Origin of the sequence: Halorientalis regularis, from assembly GCF_023698535.1 — an archaeon.
GTDB lineage: Archaea > Halobacteriota > Halobacteria > Halobacteriales > Haloarculaceae > Halorientalis > Halorientalis regularis.
In genome coordinates this window covers 89,588-109,792 of record NZ_JALJCL010000006.1, presented here as the reverse complement: position 1 = coordinate 109,792, position 20,205 = coordinate 89,588, and the positions used below count along the sequence as shown (strand labels likewise).

Genomic DNA, 20,205 nt, shown 5'->3' with positions numbered 1-20,205 from the left:
CGAAACACACCTGCTGGGCGATCTCGGTCGCTCTCACCCGTCGAGCGTGACCGTCGCCTCCGCGACGACGGCGTTCTCGCCACTGTGGACGACGACGATTCTGGCCCGGTCACCCGCGAGGCCGTGTGTCCGCACGAGCCGGTCCCCCGGGCCGAACTGACCGTCGCCGCCGGTCACGTTCGTGGGGTCGACACGAATACGGTCCGCTTCGTCGGTCCCGTCGAGGACGACCTCGAGGTCGTCGATCGGGATTTCGTCCCCACCCATGTGTACGATCTGTAGGTGTGTCCCGTTGGCCTCGACGGACACGTCTGCCAGTACCGACCCGTCGGTCCCGGCATCAGAGAGAATTACGACGCTCACGATCCCGACCATCGTGACCACGACGCCGATCAGAATGACGACGCCGACGACTTCCGACTGGGCACGACTGCGGGACATCCGAGATACGGACCTTCGTCGCCCGACGCGCAATAGTATTGTGGACGTATCGATGCCACGACCCGCGTGCCGACCACGTCAGCGTCCAGTCCCGCTCAGTCCTCGTCCTCTTCGACGACCTCGGGGTCACTCATCGCCGTCTGGAGGCTGTCCAGCCCGTTGACCCACTCGGCCACCAGCCCGAACTCCAGTTCCTCGGCCAGTTCCATCGACAGTTCGTCGCCGTCGATGATGCGGGTCCCGGCCTGCGCGCAGTAGCCAAGCGCCGCGTCGGGGTCCTCTTCGGCCTCGGCGTCGGCGGCCGCGCGGACGTACTCCTCGATGCTCCCGTCCTCGGCGACGCCGCCGGCGACGTACTCCTCTGCCGCGTAGAAGACACAGACGAGCGAGGTCTGGACGCCGTCGACGAGCATTAGCTTCTCCTCGTCGTCCAGCTGGACCTCCGAGAGGACGATCTCCCGGATGTCTTCGAGTTTCTCGCGGGCCGCCTCGGCCTCGATGTCGCCGTCCTCGTAGGCCGTGATGATCTTCGCGACCGCGATGGCCGTGTCGTCCTGCAGGTTGAGCAGGAGCCGCGCGGAGTCTTCGTCTTCGGGGTCGATCTCCTCCTCGTCGATCCGCTCGATCCAGTTTTGCCACCGCTCCTCGGTGTAAAACGTCCCCGGCGGGTCGCTATCGCTCATACCTGCCCCTATGTACGGCCGGGGTTAAAGACTTCGAGGTCAACACACCCCGACCGACTGCGGTGGGACCTCCCGAATACGACGAAACCGTGTCCGCTGGGACCTAAACCGCCAAGGCAGCCACGAGCACCGATCTCACTCCAGCGTCGCCTCGGTGTCGATACCGTACACCCGCGCGGGCGTCTCGACGTGGGCGTTGCGGATCGCCTCGTCGTGACCCTCCTCCAAGAGCCAGCGCACGCGGCGGGGCACGGTCTTCGGCCCCAGCACCGCACCCGGCCGATCCGGGTCGTCGATGAAGTCCGTCTCCATCATGAACGGCTCGCCGCGCTCGACCGCGACTTCGAGTTCGTCCTTGTCGGCGAGGACGCTCGGGACGGGCCCTTCCATCCGGCCACCGGAGTAGTGTTTCACCACGCGCTCGCGCGGGAGGCCGCGGTCCTCGGCCCACTCGGCGACGTCGGCGAAGTCCTCGCCGCCCTCCGTGTGCAACTGGACGGCACAGCCGACCTCCCCGCCCAGCTCGAAGGCGTGTTTCATCACGTCGTTCGAGGCCGCCCACACCGCCTCGTCCACGTCGTAGTGGGGCCGGCCGGACTTGATGGCCAGCGCCGGCCCCTCGGCGACGTACTCGGCGGCCACGTCCAGCCCCGCCTGCATCAGGTCGCGGGCCTCCTCGGGTTCGTAGCCCCGGTCGAGCAACTGCGAGATCAGCGCCGGGTGGACCCCGAGCACGGGCCAGGCCCGGCCGTCCAGGACCTCGGTGGCGTCCTCCACTGCCTGCACCGTGAGGTCGAACACCTCCCGGAAGTCCTCGGCGTCCTCGACTTCGACGCCGAGGCCCCAGGAGGGTTTGTTGAGGACCAGCAGGTGGGTCCCACCGTGGTCCGCGAACTCCTCGACGGCTTCCGTGTTGCGTCCGTTGACCGGGTCCAGATGCAGGTGATCGTCCAGTACCGGCGTGTCGAGGTCGTCCATACCCGTCCTGGTCGCGCCCGGCGCAAAAACCGTTCGTCTCGGGCAACGCCAGCCGCGGGGGATCCGAGCTTCCCAGGTTTCTACCTGTACGACGCAGCGTCTCCCTACCGGGGTCGTCCCGACCGGCGGAATACCTATTGACCTGCCATCTGACCGTTCACTCGATGAGCGAGGCCGGCGTCTCACTGGTCGACATCGGGATCGTCGTCGTGGCGACTGTCGGCATTTGGATCGGGAGCGGCTGGCTCGAAGAGGCCAGCGAGGAACTCTCGACGTACTACGGCCTGCCACAGGTCGTGCAGGGAGCCATCGTGACCGCCGTCGGCTCCAGCTTCCCGGAACTCGCCTCCGTGGTCTTTGCCGCCATCCTGACCGACTCCATCGAACTCGGCGTCGGGGCCATCGTGGGTTCGGCGATCTTCAACATCCTCGTGATCCCCGCGCTGTCGGGCATCGCGAAGGACGACCAGATCGAGGCCAATCGGACGCTGGTGTACAAGGAGGCACAGTTCTACATGCTCGCGGTCTCGGTGCTGGTGATCACGTTCGCGCTGGCGGTCATCTACTACCCCGACACCACCGCGGGCGCGCCAGACCTCGCCGGCTTCGTGACGCGGCCGCTGGCGATGATCCCCATCGGGCTCTACGGCCTGTACATCTTCATCCAGATGCAGGACACCGGCGACTACGTGGCCGACACCGACGGGATCGCGGACATCGCGGTCCGGAAGGAGTGGGGCTTTCTGGCGGCCGGTCTCGTGGTGATCCTGATCGCCGTCGAGCGACTGGTCCACTCAGTCGACCTGATCGGGGCCGCGCTGGGCGTGCCGGAGTTCATCATGGGTGTGACGGTCATCGCCGCGGCGACGAGTCTCCCCGACGCGCTGGTGAGCATCCGGGCGGCACAGGACGACCGCGGGGTCGCTTCCGTCGCGAACGTGCTGGGCTCGAATACGTTCGACCTGCTCGTGGCGATTCCCGTCGGCGTCCTCATCGTCGGCTCGGCCTCGATCGACTTCGCGATGGCCGTCCCGATGTTCGCCGTCCTCACGCTGGCGACCATCCACCTCTTTACCGTCCTCCGGACCGACCTCTCGCTCACACAGCTCGAATCCTACAGCCTGCTCCTGGCATACGTCGTCTTCGTCGTCTGGGTGGTGCTCGAATCCGCGGGCGTCATCGTGGGCATCCTGCCGGCGGGGTAAGCGTACTACGGGAACCGGACGCTCGATCTCTCTACTCGCTCGCCAGGTTCGTCACTGTCATCAAATCGGTCAGATGCTCGGTCTCGAAGTCCGAGTCCGCAACGACGAGTTCCGCACCGGTCGATCTGGCCGTCGCCGCGATCAAGAGGTCCCTGACGGCCATCTCTGCACCGTCTCCCCGCAACTCGTTCTGTATTCTCGCGGCCTCCATCGCGATGGTTTCGTTCAGGTCGACCGACTGCACGCCACCGAACCCTTGCCTGACGACGTGGGCGCTTTTCCCAGTCGCCCACATCTCTCCCTCGACGACCTCGTACACGCAGATCGAAGCGGTGAACAGTCGTCCTTCGTCGTCGACGTACTCCACTACTTCGGTCACGTCGTTGCTATAGGCGATGAGCGTCGAACTATCGAGAAAGAGCATTCAGAAGCTCTCACGTGTCTTCCGAATGTTCTCTTTCGCTGCCTCCGCCCCCTCCTCGGAGAGGAAGCCCTTCTCGATAGGCTCGTCACTCAGCGCCGTCCGTTCCAGAAACTCGTCCCACGTTTCGTCGTCTTTCTTGAGTCTATCGAGTCGCTCCTTGGTCTCGTGATCAACCGGGATCGACGTCCTGCTCATGAGAATTTATAGTGAATTTATACTGTTGAATCTTCCGCCGTCACTCCAGCGTCACGGCGTCGTGGGCGGCGGTCCGGAGCGCGTCCGAGCGGCCGTACTCGCCGGGTGCGATGGCGAAGGTCTCGACCCCCCGGCGAGCGGCGGCCTCGACGACGGGCTTGAAATCCGTGTCGCGGGAGGCGATGGCAAGCAGGTCGATGTCGCCCTCGGCGGCCGCGGCGGTCGCATCGACCGCCAGTTTCACGTCCACGTCGCCGCTGGTCGTCGCGACCTCGAAGCCGTTGGCCTCGGCGGCCTGGATCAGGCCCGGCGTCGCGTTCTCGTCGAGGTAGAGTCGCGTGATGGCGAGTCGGCCACGCTCGCCGGCCACGGCGCGGATATCCGCGAGGTCCACGTCGAACTCCGAACGCAGGACGTTCGGGCCGTCGACGAACAGACCCACCCGTACTGGCCCGTTGCCGGCTCCCAGCCGATCCAGCAGTCCCATACTGCCCCGAGAGCGGGCCGGCGGTAAACGGTTTTCGAGACGACCGCGACGGGTCCTGTGATCGTCGCGGGAAAACCGGCTCGCTTCGCCCGGACTCACTCCGCCGCCGGTTCGACGATGACGGAGCCCTCGCTGTCGACCGTCACCGACTGTCCGTCCAGCGTGAACGTCACGGTGACCGTTCCGGACCCCGACGCGAGCACGCGGGCGAGCGCGTCCGGGTCGAGGACGTCGTTGAGCAGTTCGGAGAGTTCCATCCCGTCGACGCCGCGCGCTTCGGCGACCGTGTTGACGATGGTGTCGGTCAGTGAGTCCGGATCGTCCGGATTCCACGTCGCCCGGAACCGGCCCCCCTCCTCGCCGCCGTCGTCGTTCCGATCAGACCCCATACATTCGGCTACAGCGAGTGGGTAATCAAAGGTTGTGCTTGCGAACCGGGACTCGCTCCACAACCGGCCCGTTACAGCGCCAGCGGCGAAGCTCCCGGTCCTGCGACGACCGAAAAGAGTCCATCCACCGACTCAGGTGAGGTCGGGCACCAGCGGCGCGTCCGCCTCCGCCGCCCGAGCGACGCCCCCGTCGGACGCTACGCGTCCCCCACTGTCGGTCCGGTCGGTCGCGGCTGCGAGCTCGGGCACCATCGGGTCGATTTCGTTGGATCGAGGCCGAGTCATAGTAGCTCTGTCGTCTTCGTTTCGCCATGTGACTCCCAGTAGTATAAACCTTCATGATTTATCCTGATACAGCGTTCGGTCACCACCGTCCGGATGTTCGTCGAAGCAGACCGAATACGGTGGCGGACTTTTTTCGAAACAGTCACTGAACAGAATCTGAGGAAACGTTCGTCGAATACTCTCCGACCGTCGGAACCACGTGGTGGGCTCAACTGAGGAACAGTCGGCGCTCGGCGCGCTCGTGTTCCGCCGACAGTACGTCGACCAGCGGTGCAAACGGGCTCAACTCGTCGACGGTCCGGTCCTCGTTCGCCTCCCACGCGGCGACGATGGCGGGGCGGCTCTCGGTGACGATCCGTTGCACGTCGGTGTGCCCGATCCGGAGGACGCGCTGGGCCGCCGCCACGAGGTCCGTGACGAACGAGTACCCCTGGACCATGGCCGCCTCGCGCGCAGTCATCCCGGTGCAGGCGGCGACCGCGCCGAGGACGGCCGCGTAGTTGCCCGGCGCGTCCCCGGCTTCCACGGTCTCGTCGTAGGCCGCCAGGAACGGAGCGTCCTCGGTCTCGGCCACCAGCGAGCACAACTGCCCGCCGGTCCGGGTCGAACTCTCGCGGAACTCCGCGGGCAACTGTGCCGCCGAACACCGCCGGTCGACGCGCCGGAGTTCGTCGTGATCGCCGTCGCTCGCCGCCTCGTGGGCCGCCGCGACGACCACCATGTCACAGGGCCCGATCTGCCGGTCGAGGTAGGTCTCGACCAGCGCCTGCAGGTCGTCGGCGTCCGTAATCTCGTCGGCCGCCACGAACTGCTCGACCCCGTAGGAGGTCGTGAACGACCCCGCCGGGAGCAACGAGTCCGCGAACTGCAGCGCCGCGACCGGCGATTCGTCCACCGGGGACTCGTCGGTCATCCGTCGCCCTCCTCGCCCGCGCTCGGTTCGCCCAGCGTCCGGATGTCCAAGCCGGGTGCGTGATCGTGGGTCCCCGGCCCGTGGGTGTGGCCGTCGCTCCCGTGGTCGTGCGTGTGTCCGTCACCGTCGTCGCTATCGTGGCCGTGATCGTGGTCGGCGGAACCCGCGCCGTCGAACAGCGTGGGGTCGACCCGTTCGCGCCGGGTTTCGGTCCCCTGGGGCACCATCGCCGTGACCGTCTCGACGGTCCGGTCGCCGTCCGCGTCGAGCGCGATCAGCACCTCGCCGTCTCTGACAGCCAGATCGCGGTGGCGGTTGCCGATGGCGTGGCCCAGCTCCGCCGCCCGGGCCATCGCCGCGGCGTCGCCACCCTCGAAGGCGACGACCAGCGCCTCGCGGTCGGCGAACTCCACGAGGACGACCCGCTCGTCGTCGTTCACCAGCACGTCCCCCGGTTCGAGGCCGCGCTCGTCCTCGACCACGACGCCGACCTCGGTGCCCGCGTCCGTGGTCGTCCGGATCCGCGAGCGCCGGCGCTCGCGCTCGTCCAGCACGACCCGTTCGACCTCGTCGGCCGGACGCGCCTCGACCGCCGCCCGCAGCTCGGCGTCGTCCGCGACGTTCCCGAGGACCGACTCGCTGATCAGCATCAGTCCTTCCTCCGTTCCGGTGCCGGGGCACCGACGAGCGTCCGGCGGGCCGCGTCCCACGCGGCGTCCAGCGCGCCCGAGACGGCCCCCCGGTCGCCCAGCGCGCGGACCATCACGCCTGCGTCGTTCGGGAGCGCGGTCGCGCCGGCGCGGGCAGTCGTCGCGTCGGCGACGCGTTCGTGCAGCGGATCGGCCGCGGCGTCGCCGACGACGTACAGCGTCCCCAGCACGTCGTGATCGCCCATGACGCCCGGCCGCCGCGGGTCGCGCTCTGCCGGGTGCAGGTCGGTGGCGTCCTCGAACAGCAACCCGTCGGGGTCGCGTGCCTGCAAGCGTGTGTACGCGCGCTCGAACTCGAAGGCCTCGTCCCGGGCCAGTCGACCCGGCACGACGATCTCGCCCACGATGGCACTCGCACCGTCGGCCACCGAGAGCGTCGTCTCGCCGCGGTAGCGGGCGTCGGCGTGCAGGATCGTCGGCTCCGGGAGGTACTCGAGATAGCCGTCCGCCGCCACCGAGAGGGCCACGTCCACGCGGCCGTAGTTGCGGTCCATGCCGTGGACCTTCGTCGCGTTCCCGGTCGTGACGTGGGCTTTTGCGTTCTCGCCGACCGTCACCGAGAGGTCGTGGCGGTCGCCCTGCGCCACCGCACCGGTCGGCGACTGGAGGTACACCGTCGCCAGGTCGGGCAGGGCCTCGTCGTGGTCCAGCCCGCCGGTCAGGTGGAAGGGGACGGTCGCGTAGTCCTGCACCAGCCGCGTCTCCCCGTCGACGGCGGCGAAGGCCGCGTCCAGCCGACCCTCCTTGCCGACCGCACCGTCGGCCGCCGGGGGGAGCCGCTCGGCCGCGTACGCCTCGAAGGCGTCCTGTGGGCTCGTGGCGGCCATCTCAGGCGAACAACACCTGGCCCTGGATCTCCGCGGCCACCTCGTCGATCCCGTCCTCGGTCTTGCAGTTGGTCGTGACCACGGGTCCGTCCCGGACCTCGTCGGCGTCGTCGAGCATCAGGTCCAGGTCGGCCCCGACGTGGGGTGCCAGGTCGGTCTTGTTGATCACGAGGAGATCGGCCTCGGTGACGCCCGGTCCGCGCTTTCGGGGGATGTCGTCGCCCTCTGCCGTCGAGATGACGTACATGAAGTAGTCGGCCAGTTCCGGGTTGAACGTGGCCGCGAGGTTGTCCCCGCCGCTCTCCAGCAAGACGAGATCGAGGTCGGGCTCGATCTCCAGGAACCGGTCGATCTGCTCCAGGTTCATCGACGGGTCCTCCCGGATGCCGGTGTGGGGGCAGGCTCCCGTCTCGACGCCGGCCACCAGTTCGGGGGGGATCAGGCCCGCGAAGGATTCCCGGAGCACGTCCGCGTCCTCCTGTGTGAGGATGTCGTTGGCGATGACACCGACCTGCAGGCCGTCCTCGCGCAGTCGCGGGACCAGCGCCCGGACCAGCGAGGTCTTCCCGGAGCCGACCGGGCCGCCGATGCCGACGGTGGCAACCTGCCGGCTCATGTTTTCTCCTCCCCGTCGGCGGATTCCTCGCCCGTCGGTCGCCCGCCATCGCTGGCCAGCCCCATCTCGTCGGCCTGCTCGGCCGTCTCGAACCGGATCGGGTCGTGGATGGTCACGAGTTTGGTCCCGTCGGGGAAGGTCGGTTCCACCTGCACCGTGTCGATCATCTCGGGGACGCCGTCCATCACGTCCTCCTCGGTGAGCAGGGCCTGTGCCGCCGAGCGAATCTCGGCGACGCCCATCCCCTCGCGGGCGCGTTCGCAGGCCCAGTCCGAGATGAGCGCGACGGACTCGGGGTGGTTCAGCTTCACGCCGCGTTCCCGGCGGCGTCGTGCGAGCTCTGCGGCCATGAAGATCGTCAATCGTTCGCGTTCTTTGGGTGTGAGTTTCATGTTTAGAGCATGTACCGCTGAGCCAGCGGAATTTCCTCGGCGGGTTCACAGCTGATCACGTCGTCGTCGACGGTCACCTCGAACGTCTCGGGGTCCACGTCGATGTCGTCGGGACAGTAGTCGTTGCGCACCATGTCGGACTTGGCGACCGTCCGGGTGCCCGAGATCGGGACGACCCGGCTGTCGAGGCCGTACGCCTCGCCGACGCCGCGCTCGGCGGCGGCCTCGCTGACGAAGGATAGCGAGAGTTCGTGTTTGGCCTTTCCGACGGCCCCCGCCCGCTCGCGCTGGACGATGGGCTCGCAGGTCATCAGCGACCCGTTGGCCTCGCCCATGCTCGACATGACCGGGAAGCCGCTCTTGAACACCATCGAGGGCTTGATCCCGAAGAACGCGGGGTCCCACAGCGCCACGTCGGCGACTTTGCCGGGTTCCAGCGAGCCGACGTACTGGTCGATACCCGCCGTGATGGCCGGGTTGATCGTGTACTTGGCGACGTACCGGAGGATGCGTTCGTTGTCGTTGTCGGTCCCCTCGTCGCCGGGCAGGGGACCGCGCTGGCGCTTCATCTTGTCCGCGGTCTGCCAGGTGCGGGCGATGACTTCGGCCATCCGGCCCATCGCCATCGAGTCGGAGGTCATGATCGAAACAGCACCGAGGTCGTGGAGCACGTCCTCGGCGGCCAGCGTCTCCGGGCGGATGCGCGACTCCGCGAAGGCCACGTCCTCGGGCACATCGTCGTCGAGGTGGTGACAGACCATCACCATGTCCAGGTGCTCGTCGACGGTGTTCTCCGTGAACGGCATCGAGGGGTTCGTCGAGGACGGCAGGGCGTTGGGTTCCCCGACGAGTTCGATGATGTCCGGGGCGTGGCCGCCGCCGGCCCCCTCGATGTGGAACATGTGCATCGTCCGGCCGTCGATGGCGTCGAAGGTGTCCTCGACGAAGCCCGACTCGTTGAGCGTGTCCGTGTGGATCGCGGTCTGTACGTCCATCTCCTCGGCGACGCTCAGGCAGGTGTCGATCACTTCGGGTGTCGACCCCCAGTCCTCGTGCATCTTCAGCCCACAGGCACCGGCTTCGATCTGCTCGCGGAGCGGTTCGGGATCGCTGTTGTTGCCTTTCCCGTAGAAGCCGACGTTGACGGGCCAGTCGTCCGCGGCCTGCAGGAACCGCTCGATGTTCGTCGGCCCGGTCGTGCAGGTGGTCGCGCCGCCGCCGTACCCACCGCCGATCATCGTCGTGATGCCCGACGTGATGGCGTGTTCGTACAGGTTCTCGCTGTTGAAGTGGATGTGAATGTCGAGGCCGCCGGGGGTGGCGATCATCCCCTCGGCGTCGTACACGTCCGTCGACGCGCCGACCACCATGTCCACGCCGTCCATCGTGTCCGGGTTGCCCGCCTTCCCGACGCCGGCGATCTCGCCGTCTTTGATCCCCACGTCGGCCGAGACGACCCCCAGCACCGGGTCGATCACGACCGCGTTCGTCAGCACCCAGTCCAGCGCACCCTCTGCCGCCGTGACGCCGCTGGCCATCCCCATGCCGTCGCGGAGCGTCTTCCCGCCGCCGAAGACCGCCTCGTCGCCGGGCGTCCCGAGGTCCTCGGTGACCTCGGCGAACAACTCCGTGTCGCCCAGTCGAACCCGGGAGCCCTCCGTCGGGCCGTACAGGTCCGTGTACTGGCGTCTGGATACGTCCCTCATTCCGTCGCCTCCGTGTCGGCGTCGTCCGCCGCCTCGCTCTCCGCGCCGACGCTGCTCGCGGTTCCACCGCTCGCATGTTCCGAGGACTCCCGCCGGTCGTCCTCGCTGTCGCCGAACCCGCGCTCCCGTGCCCGGGTCAGCGCGTCGCCGGCCTCGCCGTCGCTGGTCGCGCCGTCGGTCAGTCCGTTGTGGCCGGTGACGCGCTGTTTCCCGCCGTAGGCCACGAGATCGACCTCGCGCTCGTCGCCGGGTTCGAACCTGACCGCGGTCCCCGCCGGCACGTCCAGACGCATCCCGAACGCCGTCTCGCGGTCGAAGGCGAGCGCCCGATTGACCTCGAAGAAGTGGAAGTGCGAGCCGACCTGTACGGGCCGGTCGCCTGTGTTCGCGACCGACACCGTGGCCGTCTCGCGACCCTCGTTGATTCGGACTGTGCCTTCGCCCGGCTCGACCTCGCCGGGAATCAGGTCACTCCCCATCGCGTCCACCTCTCGCGACTACTACTGTCGGATTGTCCATGTTCACTGGTGAATATTTAGAGCAACCACTAATCTGTGCCGGTTACGGCGAACGAAACAACTGAATATGTCGTCAATTAGTGGACGAACGGAAGACAATTTCTGAACGCCCGTCGAAATCCGGGGTCTGGCTGGTCCGACAGGAGTTCCATCATGCGCGGAACTGGCTCGGTTCCATGTGCGTTTGTGTTTTTTCGACTGGAAGTACGACGAACTCGTTCGGTTTTCGGCCGGAAATGCGACGAAGATGTTGATCGGATCGGTGGATTAATAACGCCGCTGCGCCGTGTCCGAACACATGGCAATCACTGCTGCGGCGATCACCGGCGCGGTGGTGGGACTCCGGCACTCGCTGGAGGCGGACCACCTCGCCGCGATCTCGACGCTCGTCGACGACCGAAAGACGGATCGCCCCGGCGTGGTCGGCGCGTCGTGGGGTGTCGGCCACTCACTCCCGATCATCGCCGTCGGACTCCTCTTCGTCTTCCTCAGTGCGTCGCTTCCCGACTCCGTCACGCTGGCCTTCGAGGTGCTGGCCGGTCTGATCCTCGTGTATCTCGGCCTCCGGATGTTGCTGGAGGTCACGGGATTGCTGACCGTCGAACGCCACGAGCACGACGGCCACGAACACACGCACGTCTCGCTCGGGAGCGTCTCCGTCGGCTCGTTCCACACGCACGTCGACGGCGAATCGTTCCTCGTCGGCATCGTCCACGGCCTGGCCGGGAGCGGGGCCATCGTCGTCGCACTCGCTGCGAGTGCCTCGACGGTCCCCTCCTCGTTCTCGCTCCTCCTGTCGTTCTCGATCATCACCGTGGCGACGATGAGCGTCCTGTCGTACCTGTGGGGCTCGGTGCTCACCACCCGCCTCCAGTCGGCGCTGAAAGTCGTCGCCGGGAGCGCGAGTTTCGTCATCGGCGGCCTCCTCGTCACGAACGAACTGCTCGGTGTCGGTCCAGTCCTGTTCTAACCCGCCAGCCGCTGGCGGCTTCCAGCCCTCGAACACCCTCCCGACTCGTCCTCTCAGTTCCCCAACCAGTGTTATCTAATCATTCCCGATTTGCGAATCCATTTTTGACCGAACGTTGCGGTAATTCCGGTAACCCGGAGTATATTGCGAGCGTATTGGGCTGGTCCTTATACAATGTTGTAGAATCTGGAGAGAATTAATACCCGTTTGGAAACTGTTATAAGCAAGTGTCAATCACAGTCTCACGTCGAACGATGGTGGACATATATTCGGAAAACTGCGGAAGTATTGGTTACAACACGAACCTATTCGCGACCGATGTGGACGCTCGTCTGTACGGAGGTGTGCTGGCGTGACGAAACGCGTCGACCGCCGGAAGTTCCTCGCCGGTGGTGCCAGTATCGCGACGGCGGGGTTGGCCGGCTGTGCCCTGATGGGGGGCGGTAGCAGCGACACGATCAAACTCGGTATCCTCGAAGACCAGTCGGGGAACTTCGCACTGGTGGGGTCGCCCAAGCACAAGGCGAGTCTGCTCGCCATCGAGGAGATCAACAACGACGGCGGGATCAACGGGCAACAGATCGAGTACTACGACCCCGACCCGCAGTCGAGCAACGACCGCTACCTCGAGTTGACTCGGCGGATGGTCCAGCAACGGGACGTCGACGCCCTCTGGGCGGGCTACTCCAGTGCCACCCGGGAGACGATCCGGCCGTACATCGACCAGCAGGACCAGCTGTACTTCTACACGACCCAGTACGAGGGCGGGGTCTGTGACAAGAACGTCTTCGCGGTCGGCCCGACGGCTCGGCAGCAACTCGGCAGCGTCCTGCCGTATCTCGTCGAGGAGTACGGCCCACGGATCTACACCATCGCGGCCGACTACAACTTCGGCCAGCTGTCGGCCGACTGGGTGAAGGTCCTGGCCGACGAGAACGACGCCGAAGTGATCGGCGAGGAGTTCATCCCGCTCAGCAACTCGCAGTTCTCCTCGACGATCAACCGCATCCAGGACGCCGACCCCGACTTCGTGATGTCGATGCTGGTCGGGCAGAACCACACGTCCTTCTACGAACAGAAGGCCTCGGCCGGACTGGACATCCCCATCGGCACCTCGACCGCGATGGCCCAGGGGTACGAACACCTGCGGCTGGACCCGCCGGCGATGGCGAACATCTACGCCGGCGTCAACTACATGCAGGAGATTCCGACCAACCGCAACACGAGAGACGGCGGGTTCGTCGACCGCTACTACGACATGTGGCCCGACGCGCCCTACCTCAACGAGGAAGCCGAGAACAACTACTTCTCGATCTACATGTACAAGCGGGCGGTCGAACAGGCCGGGACGACCGATCAGGAAGAGGTCAAGGCCGCTCTGGAGTCGGGGATCACCTACCCCGCTCCCGAAGCGCCCGACGGCGAGGAGATCAAACTGGTTCCCGAGACCCACCACGTGAACCACCACATGTGGGTGATGCGGGCCGACGAGAACCACAACGTCGAGGCCGTCGACGACCGGGTCATCGACGAGACCTTCCTCAAGGACACGGTGGGCTGTGACCTCACGTCCAAAGACGAGGAGAAACAGTACACCCCACAGGACTACTACGAGGAGGCAGGGTAGGATGGCTCCCGGCGTCGACCTACTCGTGCAGTTCTTCCCGAGTTTCGCGAAGATCGTCCTGGCCGCGACCGGCCTGGCCATCATCTTCGGGATCATGGGCGTGATCAACCTCGCCCACGGGGAGTTCATCATGGTCGGGGCGTACGCGACGACGCTCGCGTACAACGGGGCGCTCGGTGCGCTCCCGCTGGTCCCGGTCGATCCCATCGGCGTCCTCCCGGGCGCGGTACAGCTCCCGGCGGCGATGCTGACGGGCGTCCTCGTGACGGCGCTGTTCGGACTCGTCGTCGAGCGGACGGTCATCTCGGGGGCGGTCCCGAACTGGATCGCCGAACGGACCATCGGCCGCCCGGTCGTCAAACCGATGTACGACCGCCTGCTCGACTCCATGGTCGCCACGTGGGGCATCAGCCTCATCATGGTCCAGCTGGTCCGGAACCTCTACGGCAACTCACTGAACGGGATCGGCATCCCGTTCGGCCAGTTCAGTTACGGGAACGGGCTGTCGATCTCGACCTACAAGCTCGTGCTCGCGGGCGTCGCGGCGCTCGTGCTGCTCCTGCTCTACGTCGTCTTCGTCCGGACCGACTACGGGATGCGCGCCCGGGCGACGATCCAGAACGAGGGGATGGCCAAGTCCCTCGGTGTCGACACCGAGCGGACCTACATGGCGACGTTCGCGCTGGGCTCCGGACTGGCCGGGCTGACGGGCGCGCTGTACGCGCCGCTCCAGACCATCGTTCCCGGCATGGGCGGTGGCTTCCTGGTCGAGGCCTTCGTCGCCGTCGTCGTCGGCGGCGCGTCGGTCGTCGTCGGCACGCTGTTGGCCGGCGGCCTGCTCGGGTTCGTCTACGCCCTGTTCGCCAACGTCTGGGGGACCTTCGCCGGACGGATCATGCTGCTGGTCGTCGCCATCCTCGTGATCCGGTTCGTGCCCCAGGGCCTGAGCAGTCTGGTCGAACGGATCCGCGACCGCTGGGCGGAGGTGAGCTAGATGGCGACCGATGCCGACAGCGCCGGCGTCCTGGGACGGTTCGTCGACGCGATCCACGGCCCCAACACGATGGGCGAGTCCCGACGGTTCTGGGCCGCCTTCGGCGTCGTCGCGCTGCTCATGGTGACGTTCCCCCTGTACATGCTCGAATCGGCCGTCACGAACATGTCCCAGTACCTCGCGCTGACGCTGCTGGCGTTGAGCCTCGCGGTCGTCTGGGGCTTTACCGGCGTGTTGAGCTTCGGACAGGTGGCCTTCTTCGCCGTCGCCGGCTACACCTACGGGATCGTCGGGATCAACGTCGCCGGCCCCCTCGGCACGATGGCGGGCCTGTTCGTGGCCGTCGGCGTCGCGGCCCTGTTCGCGGCCGTACTCGGCTACTTCATGTTCTACGGCGGTGTCAGTGACGTGTACGTGACGATCATGACGCTCGTGGTCGTCCTCGTCCTCAAGACCTTCCTCGACCAGACCGCTGGTGACAAGTGGACCATCGGCGAGGCCGCGCTCGGCGGCTTCAACGGGATGCCGGGCATCCCCGACCTGGCGCTGGGCATCGGGGAGCCGTTCCTCGTCTTCGACGACTTCACGCTGTTCTACGCGGCCCTGCTCGCGCTGCTGGTGACGTACCTCGGGCTCCGGGCGCTGCTCAACAGCGACTACGGCCGCGTGATGGTCGCGATCCGCGAAGACGAGGATCGGACCGAGATGCTCGGCTACGACGTGAAACGCGTCAAGCTCACCGTCTTCACCTTCGGCGGTGCGCTCGCCGGGCTGAGCGGTGTCCTCTACGTGACGTATTTCAACTACATCAGCCCCTCCGAGCTGAGTCTGACCGCGGCGTCCCTGCCGGTGATCTGGGTGGCCGTCGGCGGCCGGAAGACCCTGCTCGGCCCCATCGTGGCGACGGTCGCCATCGAGCGGCTCGGCCTGTTCCTCTCGGTCAACGTCGGCGACTGGGCGTTCGTCATCAACGGGCTGCTGTTGCTAGTAATCGTCCTCCTGTTGCCCGAAGGACTCGTTCCGGGCCTCCGGGACCTCGTGTCCTGGATCGGTGACCGCCGCGACGAGGGCGGGACCGACGACACGACCGAACCGAGCGGGGAGGTGATCGAATGAGCGACACCGCCGACGGGATGGATCCCGCGGTCAAACAGACCAGCGCGGAACTGGCGACGGGTGTCGACACCGACACCATCCTCAAGACCGAGGGTATCACGAAGCGCTTCGGTGGCCTGACGGCCATCGACGACGTGGACTTCGACGTCGAGGCCGGCGAGTTGCGCTGTCTCATCGGGCCCAACGGCGCGGGCAAGTCCACCCTGTTGAACCTCATCACGGGTGCGCTGTCTCCATCCGAAGGCGAGGTCTACTTCCGGGGCCACGACATCACGGAGATGGACCCCCACGAGCGCATCCGGCGCGGTCTGAGCATCAAGTTCCAGGTGCCCAGCGTCTACGAGGACCTCACGGTCCGCGAGAACGTTCGCCTGCCGATCCAGCGGCTGGCCTCCGGTGCAGAGCGCGACGAGCGGATGGCCGACGCACTGGCGGCCGCCGGGCTCTCGGCCAAGGCCGACGTGGCGGCGTCGGCGCTGTCCCACGGCGAACAACAGCAACTGGAGATCGGCATGGCGGCTTCGCTGGATCCCGATCTCCTCTTGCTCGACGAACCTGTCGCGGGGCTCTCGGTCGACGAGCGCGCCGAGATCGCCGAGCGGATCACCCAGCTCAACGAGGAGCGATCGATTGCGTTCGTCGTGATCGAACACGACACGGACTTCGTGGCCGAGATCGCCGATCACGTCACCGTCCTCCACCAGGGCGAGACCTTCCGGGAGGGTTCCATCGAAGAGATCGAGACCGATCCCGAGGTCCAGCGGATCTACCTCGGAGGTGAGACCGATGCTTGAAGTCGACGGGGTCCGGGCGGGCTACGACTCGACCCCGATCCTCCGGAACGTCGACCTCTCCGTCGAGGAGGGCGAGATCGTCGGCGTGATGGGGAAAAACGGCGTCGGAAAATCGACGCTGGTCAAGACCATCGTCGGCCTGGTCGAACCCGACGAGGGAACCGTCCGGTTCGACGGCCGTGATGTGACCGACACCCCGCCGCACGAGCGGGCCCGGTCGGGGATGGGCTACATCCCGCAGGGTCGGGAGATCTTCCCGGACCTCACCGTCGAGCAGAACCTCAGGATGGGCGAGTCCATCAACGACGGCTCGTCGGCCCTGCTGTACGAGGACGTGTTCGACTACTTCCCGATCCTCGACGAGCGCCGCGGCCAGAAGGGCGGAACCATGAGTGGCGGCCAACAGCAGATGCTCGCCATCGCGCGGGCGCTGGTCGCCAACCCTGACCTCCTCCTGCTGGACGAACCCAGCGAGGGCATCCAGCCCTCTATCGTCCAGCAGATCAGCGAGGACATGCGCGCGATCAACGAGGACCTCGGCACGACCATCCTCTTCGTCGAACAGAACCTCTCTGTGATTCGCGACATGGCCGACCGCTGTTACGCCATGGAACGGGGCACCATCGTCGACGAACTCGGCGCGACCGACCTCGAAGACGAGGAGACCATCGCCTCGTACCTCGCGGTCTGAGCCGACCGCCCGTCTCACCGCCGCTCGACCGACTCCAGCGGCGCAGTTCCACGGCCGAAGCAAGGCTTATTACCTAGTGGTATCATCTAGTGGTCGATGCCAGGGACGCAGTTGGCCCGCGCTCGCGCCGGCGAGGTGACGCCGGCGATGAAGCGGGTCGCCGACCGGGAGAATCGCGAACCTGAGTTCGTCCGCGAGCAGGTCGCCGAGGGCCAGGCGGTGATCCCCGCCAACCACGGTCACGACGCGCTCGATCCGATGATCATCGGTCGCGAGTTCGCGACGAAGGTCAACGCCAACATCGGCAACAGCGAGACCACGAGCGACCTTGCGGGTGAACTCGAAAAACTCCACGCCGCCGTCCACTACGGCGCGGACACGGTGATGGACCTCTCGACCGGCTCGAATCTGGACGAGATCCGCGAGGCCAACGTCGCTCACTCACCCGTGCCCGTCGGGACGGTGCCGATCTACGAGGCCGTCACACAGGTCGACGACGTGGCCGACCTCACGCCCGAGCTGTTGCTCGACGTGATCGAGAAACAGGCCGAGCAGGGCGTCGATTACCAGACGATCCACGCCGGGGTGCTGGCCGAACACCTCCCGCTGACCGACGGCCGCAAGACCGGTATCGTCTCGCGGGGCGGCTCCATCCTCGCGCAGTGGATGGAAGAGAACGGCGAACAGAACCCGCTCTACACCCACTTCGAGGACATCTGTGAAATCTTCGCCGAGCACGACGTGACCTTCTCGCTGGGGGACGGGCTCCGTCCGGGCTCGCTGGCCGACGCCAGCGACGACGCCCAGTTCGCGGAACTGGACACCCTCGGAGAACTCACGCGGGTCGCGTGGGACCACGACGTGCAGGTGATGGTCGAGGGGCCGGGCCACGTCCCCATGGACGAGGTAGCCGACAACGTCGAGCGCCAGCAGGAGGTCTGTGACGGCGCGCCGTTCTACCTGCTCGGACCGCTCGTGACCGACGTGGCACCGGGATACGATCACATCACGAGCGCCATCGGGGCGACCGAGGCTGCCCGCGCCGGCGCGGCGATGCTGTGTTACGTCACGCCGAAGGAACACCTCGGTCTGCCCGAGGCCGAGGACGTGCGCGACGGGCTGGCGGCCTACCGGATCGCCGCCCACGCCGGCGACGTGGCCGCGGGCAAGCCGGGCGCACGCGACTGGGACGACGCCCTCTCGGAGGCCAGGTACCAGTTCGACTGGCGGCGGCAGTTCGACCTGGCGCTGGACCCCGAACGCGCCCGTGATTTCCACGACCAGACCCTCCCCGGCGACAACTACAAGGAGGCGCGCTTCTGCTCGATGTGTGGCGTCGAGTTCTGCTCGATGCGGATCGACCAGGACGCCCGCGACGCGGACGGCGAGATGGAGGCCATCGACGACGAGACGGACCTGAGCGAGTCCGCGGCGGCAGAGGTCAACCTGCCCCCGACGGGAAGTCACGACACCAGCGACGTGCCGGACCTGCCCGAGGGCGTGGAACCGGTCCACGGTGACGAGGCGGACGGCGAGAGTGCGACGGGCGACGACTAGCTGGGCCGGGCGGCGTCCGACTTCACCGTCGTCGCAGGGGGAAGAGTTAGGTCGCTGGCCGGGACCGATACTGGTATGACCGAACGGACGCCGCCCCTGCACGCTGTCCACGAGGACGCGGGGGCGTCATTCACGGACTTCGGCGGGTGGGAGATGCCGGTCGAATTCGAATCGATCCGCACCGAACACCGGGCAGTCCGCGACTCGGCCGGGATCTTCGACGTGTCGCACATGGGTGAGATCGCGGTCTCCGGCCCGGACGCCGAGCGCCTCCTCCAGCGGCTCACGACCAACGACGTGACCGCGCTGGACCCCGGCCAGGCACAGTACGCGATGATCACCGACGAGGACGGGACGATCCTCGACGACACGGTGGTCTACGACCTCCCCGCGGATCGGGACGCGGACTACCTGTTCATCCCCAACGCCGGCCACGACGAACAGCTGTCCGACCGCTGGGTCGACCACCGCGACGAGTGGGGGCTGGACGCCACCGTCGAGAACCGCACCGACGACTACGCCATGCTCGCGCTCCAGGGACCCGAGGCCGAGGAGCGCCTGCTCGATCCAGTCGCGGAGAGCCAGCGGACGGCGATCTGTGACCTCTCGCGGTTTTCGGCGATCACCGCGACCGTCGGCGGGGTCGACTGCCTGATCGCCCGGACCGGCTACACCGGCGAGGACGGGTTCGAGTTGATCGTCCCCACCGAGTCGGTCGAGACCGTCTGGCGTGAGTTCGACTGCCAGCCCTGTGGCCTCGGCGCCCGCGACACCCTGCGGATCGAGATGGGGTTTCTCCTCTCCGGGCAGGACTTCGACCCCGAGGACAACTCCCGCAACCCCTACGAGGCCGGTGTCGGGTTCACGGTCAAACTCGATACGGAGTTCGTCGGCCGGGACGCGCTGGAACGGGTCGACGCCGAGGGCGTCGCGGAGAAGTTGACGGGCTTCCGACTGGTCGACCGGGGCGTCCCCCGGCAGGGCTACACCGTCCAGGATCTCGACGGCGAGGCCATCGGCACCGTCACGAGCGGGACGATGAGTCCGACGCTCGACCAGCCCATCGGGCTGGCCTATCTCCCGGTGGAGTACCGCAGTCCGGGCGTCAACGTGCAGGTGGTCGTCCGCGGCGAGCCGAAAAAGGCACAAACACAGGCGTTGCCATTTCTGGATAGATGAGCTTCGAGATTCCCGACGACTGCCGGTTTCTGAACTCCCACGAGTGGGCGCGCCGCGAGGATGGTACTGCGCGGATCGGCATCTCCGACTTCGCACAGGACGAACTCGGCGACGTGGTGTTCGTCGAACTCCCCGCCGAGGGCGACGCGGTGACCAAGGGCGAGGACTTCGGCGTCATCGAGAGCATCAAAGCCGTGTCGGACCTCTATGCCCCCGTCTCGGGCACCGTCGTCGCCGTCAACGACGACCTCGTGGACGCGCCGGAACTGGTCAACGAGGACCCCTACGGCGACGGCTGGATGCTCGACGTGGAGGTAGACGACGAGAGCGAACTGGACGACCTGCTCTCGCCCGAGGCGTACGACGACCAGATCGCCTGACGCTTCTCTCCTCTCGCCGCCTTCCGAGTCGGCTGCACAGCGACGCGGCGCAGCCTCGCTATCCACCGCTACCGACAGGTCGATCCCCGGCCGAAGCCGCGTGGATTAGACTTGTCTAACAATCAGTT

25 protein-coding genes are annotated in these 20,205 nt (G+C 66.8%); 10 read left to right on the top strand and 15 right to left on the bottom strand.

What is annotated here, in order from left to right; all coding sequences use genetic code 11:
• Positions 1–33 precede the first annotated feature (33 nt).
• From MU521_RS09345 to MU521_RS09335, 3 genes are all read right to left on the bottom strand, one after another.
• A complete protein-coding gene (locus MU521_RS09345; protein WP_092691655.1) occupies positions 34–441 on the bottom strand; it encodes an archaellin/type IV pilin N-terminal domain-containing protein in 408 nt (135 codons plus the stop codon).
• Positions 442–536: 95 nt separating this feature from the next.
• Complete coding sequence (locus tag MU521_RS09340; protein ID WP_092691653.1) at positions 537–1,124, bottom strand: DUF2150 family protein; 588 nt, start codon at positions 1,122–1,124, stop codon at positions 537–539.
• Positions 1,125–1,259: 135 nt separating this feature from the next.
• A complete protein-coding gene (locus MU521_RS09335) occupies positions 1,260–2,102 on the bottom strand; it encodes a TatD family hydrolase (protein ID WP_092691650.1) in 843 nt (280 codons plus the stop codon).
• Positions 2,103–2,266: 164 nt separating this feature from the next.
• Between MU521_RS09335 and MU521_RS09330 the strand changes: the two genes are divergently transcribed.
• A complete protein-coding gene (locus MU521_RS09330; protein ID WP_092691648.1) occupies positions 2,267–3,307 on the top strand; it encodes a sodium:calcium antiporter in 1,041 nt (346 codons plus the stop codon).
• Between the two features lie 31 nt (positions 3,308–3,338).
• Here the strand turns inward: MU521_RS09330 and MU521_RS09325 are convergent, their stop codons facing one another.
• The 12 genes from MU521_RS09325 to MU521_RS09265 all read right to left on the bottom strand — a co-directional run bounded on the left by MU521_RS09325 (position 3,339) and on the right by MU521_RS09265 (position 10,730).
• The gene (locus tag MU521_RS09325; RefSeq protein ID WP_092691645.1) at positions 3,339–3,731 is read right to left on the bottom strand and encodes a PIN domain-containing protein; all 393 of its coding nucleotides are present in this window, start codon (positions 3,729–3,731) and stop codon (positions 3,339–3,341) included.
• On the bottom strand, positions 3,732–3,926 hold the full coding sequence (locus MU521_RS09320) for a DUF7557 family protein (protein WP_092691642.1): 195 nt from the start codon (positions 3,924–3,926) through the stop codon (positions 3,732–3,734). It lies immediately after the preceding gene.
• 40 nt (positions 3,927–3,966) lie between these two features.
• Positions 3,967–4,413 carry an NYN domain-containing protein gene (locus tag MU521_RS09315; RefSeq protein WP_092691639.1) on the bottom strand — a complete coding sequence of 149 codons (447 nt, stop codon included), beginning with the start codon at positions 4,411–4,413 and terminating at the stop codon, positions 3,967–3,969.
• A 95-nt stretch (positions 4,414–4,508) separates the two neighbouring features.
• On the bottom strand, positions 4,509–4,802 hold the full coding sequence (locus tag MU521_RS09310; RefSeq protein WP_092691634.1) for a HalOD1 output domain-containing protein: 294 nt from the start codon (positions 4,800–4,802) through the stop codon (positions 4,509–4,511).
• A gap of 132 nt (positions 4,803–4,934) precedes the next feature.
• Positions 4,935–5,087, bottom strand: a complete 153-nt coding sequence (locus tag MU521_RS09305; protein WP_175452846.1) for a hypothetical protein — start codon at positions 5,085–5,087, stop codon at positions 4,935–4,937.
• 208 nt (positions 5,088–5,295) lie between these two features.
• A complete protein-coding gene (locus MU521_RS09300; RefSeq protein ID WP_092691631.1) occupies positions 5,296–6,000 on the bottom strand; it encodes an urease accessory protein UreF in 705 nt (234 codons plus the stop codon).
• A complete protein-coding gene (locus MU521_RS09290) occupies positions 5,997–6,650 on the bottom strand; it encodes an urease accessory protein UreE (RefSeq protein WP_092691629.1) in 654 nt (217 codons plus the stop codon). The genes MU521_RS09300 and MU521_RS09290 overlap by 4 nt, the downstream gene beginning before the upstream one ends.
• Complete coding sequence (locus MU521_RS09285; RefSeq protein ID WP_092691626.1) at positions 6,650–7,537, bottom strand: urease accessory protein UreD; 888 nt, start codon at positions 7,535–7,537, stop codon at positions 6,650–6,652. Before MU521_RS09285 ends, MU521_RS09290 begins: the two co-directional genes overlap by 1 nt.
• 1 nt (position 7,538) lies before the next feature.
• Complete coding sequence (gene ureG, locus MU521_RS09280; protein WP_092691622.1) at positions 7,539–8,153, bottom strand: urease accessory protein UreG; 615 nt, start codon at positions 8,151–8,153, stop codon at positions 7,539–7,541.
• The gene (locus tag MU521_RS09275) at positions 8,150–8,545 is read right to left on the bottom strand and encodes an urease subunit gamma (RefSeq protein WP_092691619.1); all 396 of its coding nucleotides are present in this window, start codon (positions 8,543–8,545) and stop codon (positions 8,150–8,152) included. Before MU521_RS09275 ends, ureG begins: the two co-directional genes overlap by 4 nt.
• A gap of 2 nt (positions 8,546–8,547) precedes the next feature.
• A complete protein-coding gene (ureC, locus tag MU521_RS09270; protein ID WP_092691616.1) occupies positions 8,548–10,251 on the bottom strand; it encodes an urease subunit alpha in 1,704 nt (567 codons plus the stop codon).
• Entirely contained in the window at positions 10,248–10,730 is a 483-nt protein-coding gene (locus MU521_RS09265) for an urease subunit beta (RefSeq protein ID WP_092691613.1), read from the bottom strand. Before MU521_RS09265 ends, ureC begins: the two co-directional genes overlap by 4 nt.
• Positions 10,731–11,067: 337 nt before the next feature.
• Between MU521_RS09265 and MU521_RS09260 the strand changes: the two genes are divergently transcribed.
• The 9 genes from MU521_RS09260 to gcvH all read left to right on the top strand — a co-directional run bounded on the left by MU521_RS09260 (position 11,068) and on the right by gcvH (position 20,077).
• Positions 11,068–11,739: a sulfite exporter TauE/SafE family protein gene (locus tag MU521_RS09260; RefSeq protein ID WP_092691610.1), complete on the top strand. Its 672-nt coding sequence runs from the start codon at positions 11,068–11,070 to the stop codon at positions 11,737–11,739.
• A gap of 352 nt (positions 11,740–12,091) precedes the next feature.
• On the top strand, positions 12,092–13,366 hold the full coding sequence (locus MU521_RS09255) for an urea ABC transporter substrate-binding protein (protein WP_092691608.1): 1,275 nt from the start codon (positions 12,092–12,094) through the stop codon (positions 13,364–13,366).
• A gap of 1 nt (position 13,367) precedes the next feature.
• Positions 13,368–14,360, top strand: coding sequence for an ABC transporter permease subunit (locus MU521_RS09250; protein WP_092691605.1), 993 nt, complete (start codon positions 13,368–13,370; stop codon positions 14,358–14,360).
• Positions 14,361–15,476: an ABC transporter permease subunit gene (locus tag MU521_RS09245; RefSeq protein ID WP_092691603.1), complete on the top strand. Its 1,116-nt coding sequence runs from the start codon at positions 14,361–14,363 to the stop codon at positions 15,474–15,476.
• Entirely contained in the window at positions 15,473–16,270 is a 798-nt protein-coding gene (locus tag MU521_RS09240; protein ID WP_092691600.1) for an ABC transporter ATP-binding protein, read from the top strand. The genes MU521_RS09245 and MU521_RS09240 overlap by 4 nt, the downstream gene beginning before the upstream one ends.
• Complete coding sequence (locus MU521_RS09235; RefSeq protein ID WP_092691597.1) at positions 16,263–16,961, top strand: ABC transporter ATP-binding protein; 699 nt, start codon at positions 16,263–16,265, stop codon at positions 16,959–16,961. The genes MU521_RS09240 and MU521_RS09235 overlap by 8 nt, the downstream gene beginning before the upstream one ends.
• A 96-nt stretch (positions 16,962–17,057) precedes the next feature.
• Positions 17,058–18,518, top strand: a complete 1,461-nt coding sequence (gene thiC, locus MU521_RS09230; RefSeq protein WP_092691594.1) for a phosphomethylpyrimidine synthase ThiC — start codon at positions 17,058–17,060, stop codon at positions 18,516–18,518.
• Positions 18,519–18,593: 75 nt separating this feature from the next.
• Positions 18,594–19,697, top strand: a complete 1,104-nt coding sequence (gcvT, locus tag MU521_RS09225; protein ID WP_092691592.1) for a glycine cleavage system aminomethyltransferase GcvT — start codon at positions 18,594–18,596, stop codon at positions 19,695–19,697.
• On the top strand, positions 19,694–20,077 hold the full coding sequence (gene gcvH, locus MU521_RS09220) for a glycine cleavage system protein GcvH (RefSeq protein ID WP_092691589.1): 384 nt from the start codon (positions 19,694–19,696) through the stop codon (positions 20,075–20,077). Before gcvT ends, gcvH begins: the two co-directional genes overlap by 4 nt.
• Positions 20,078–20,205: the final 128 nt, after the last annotated feature.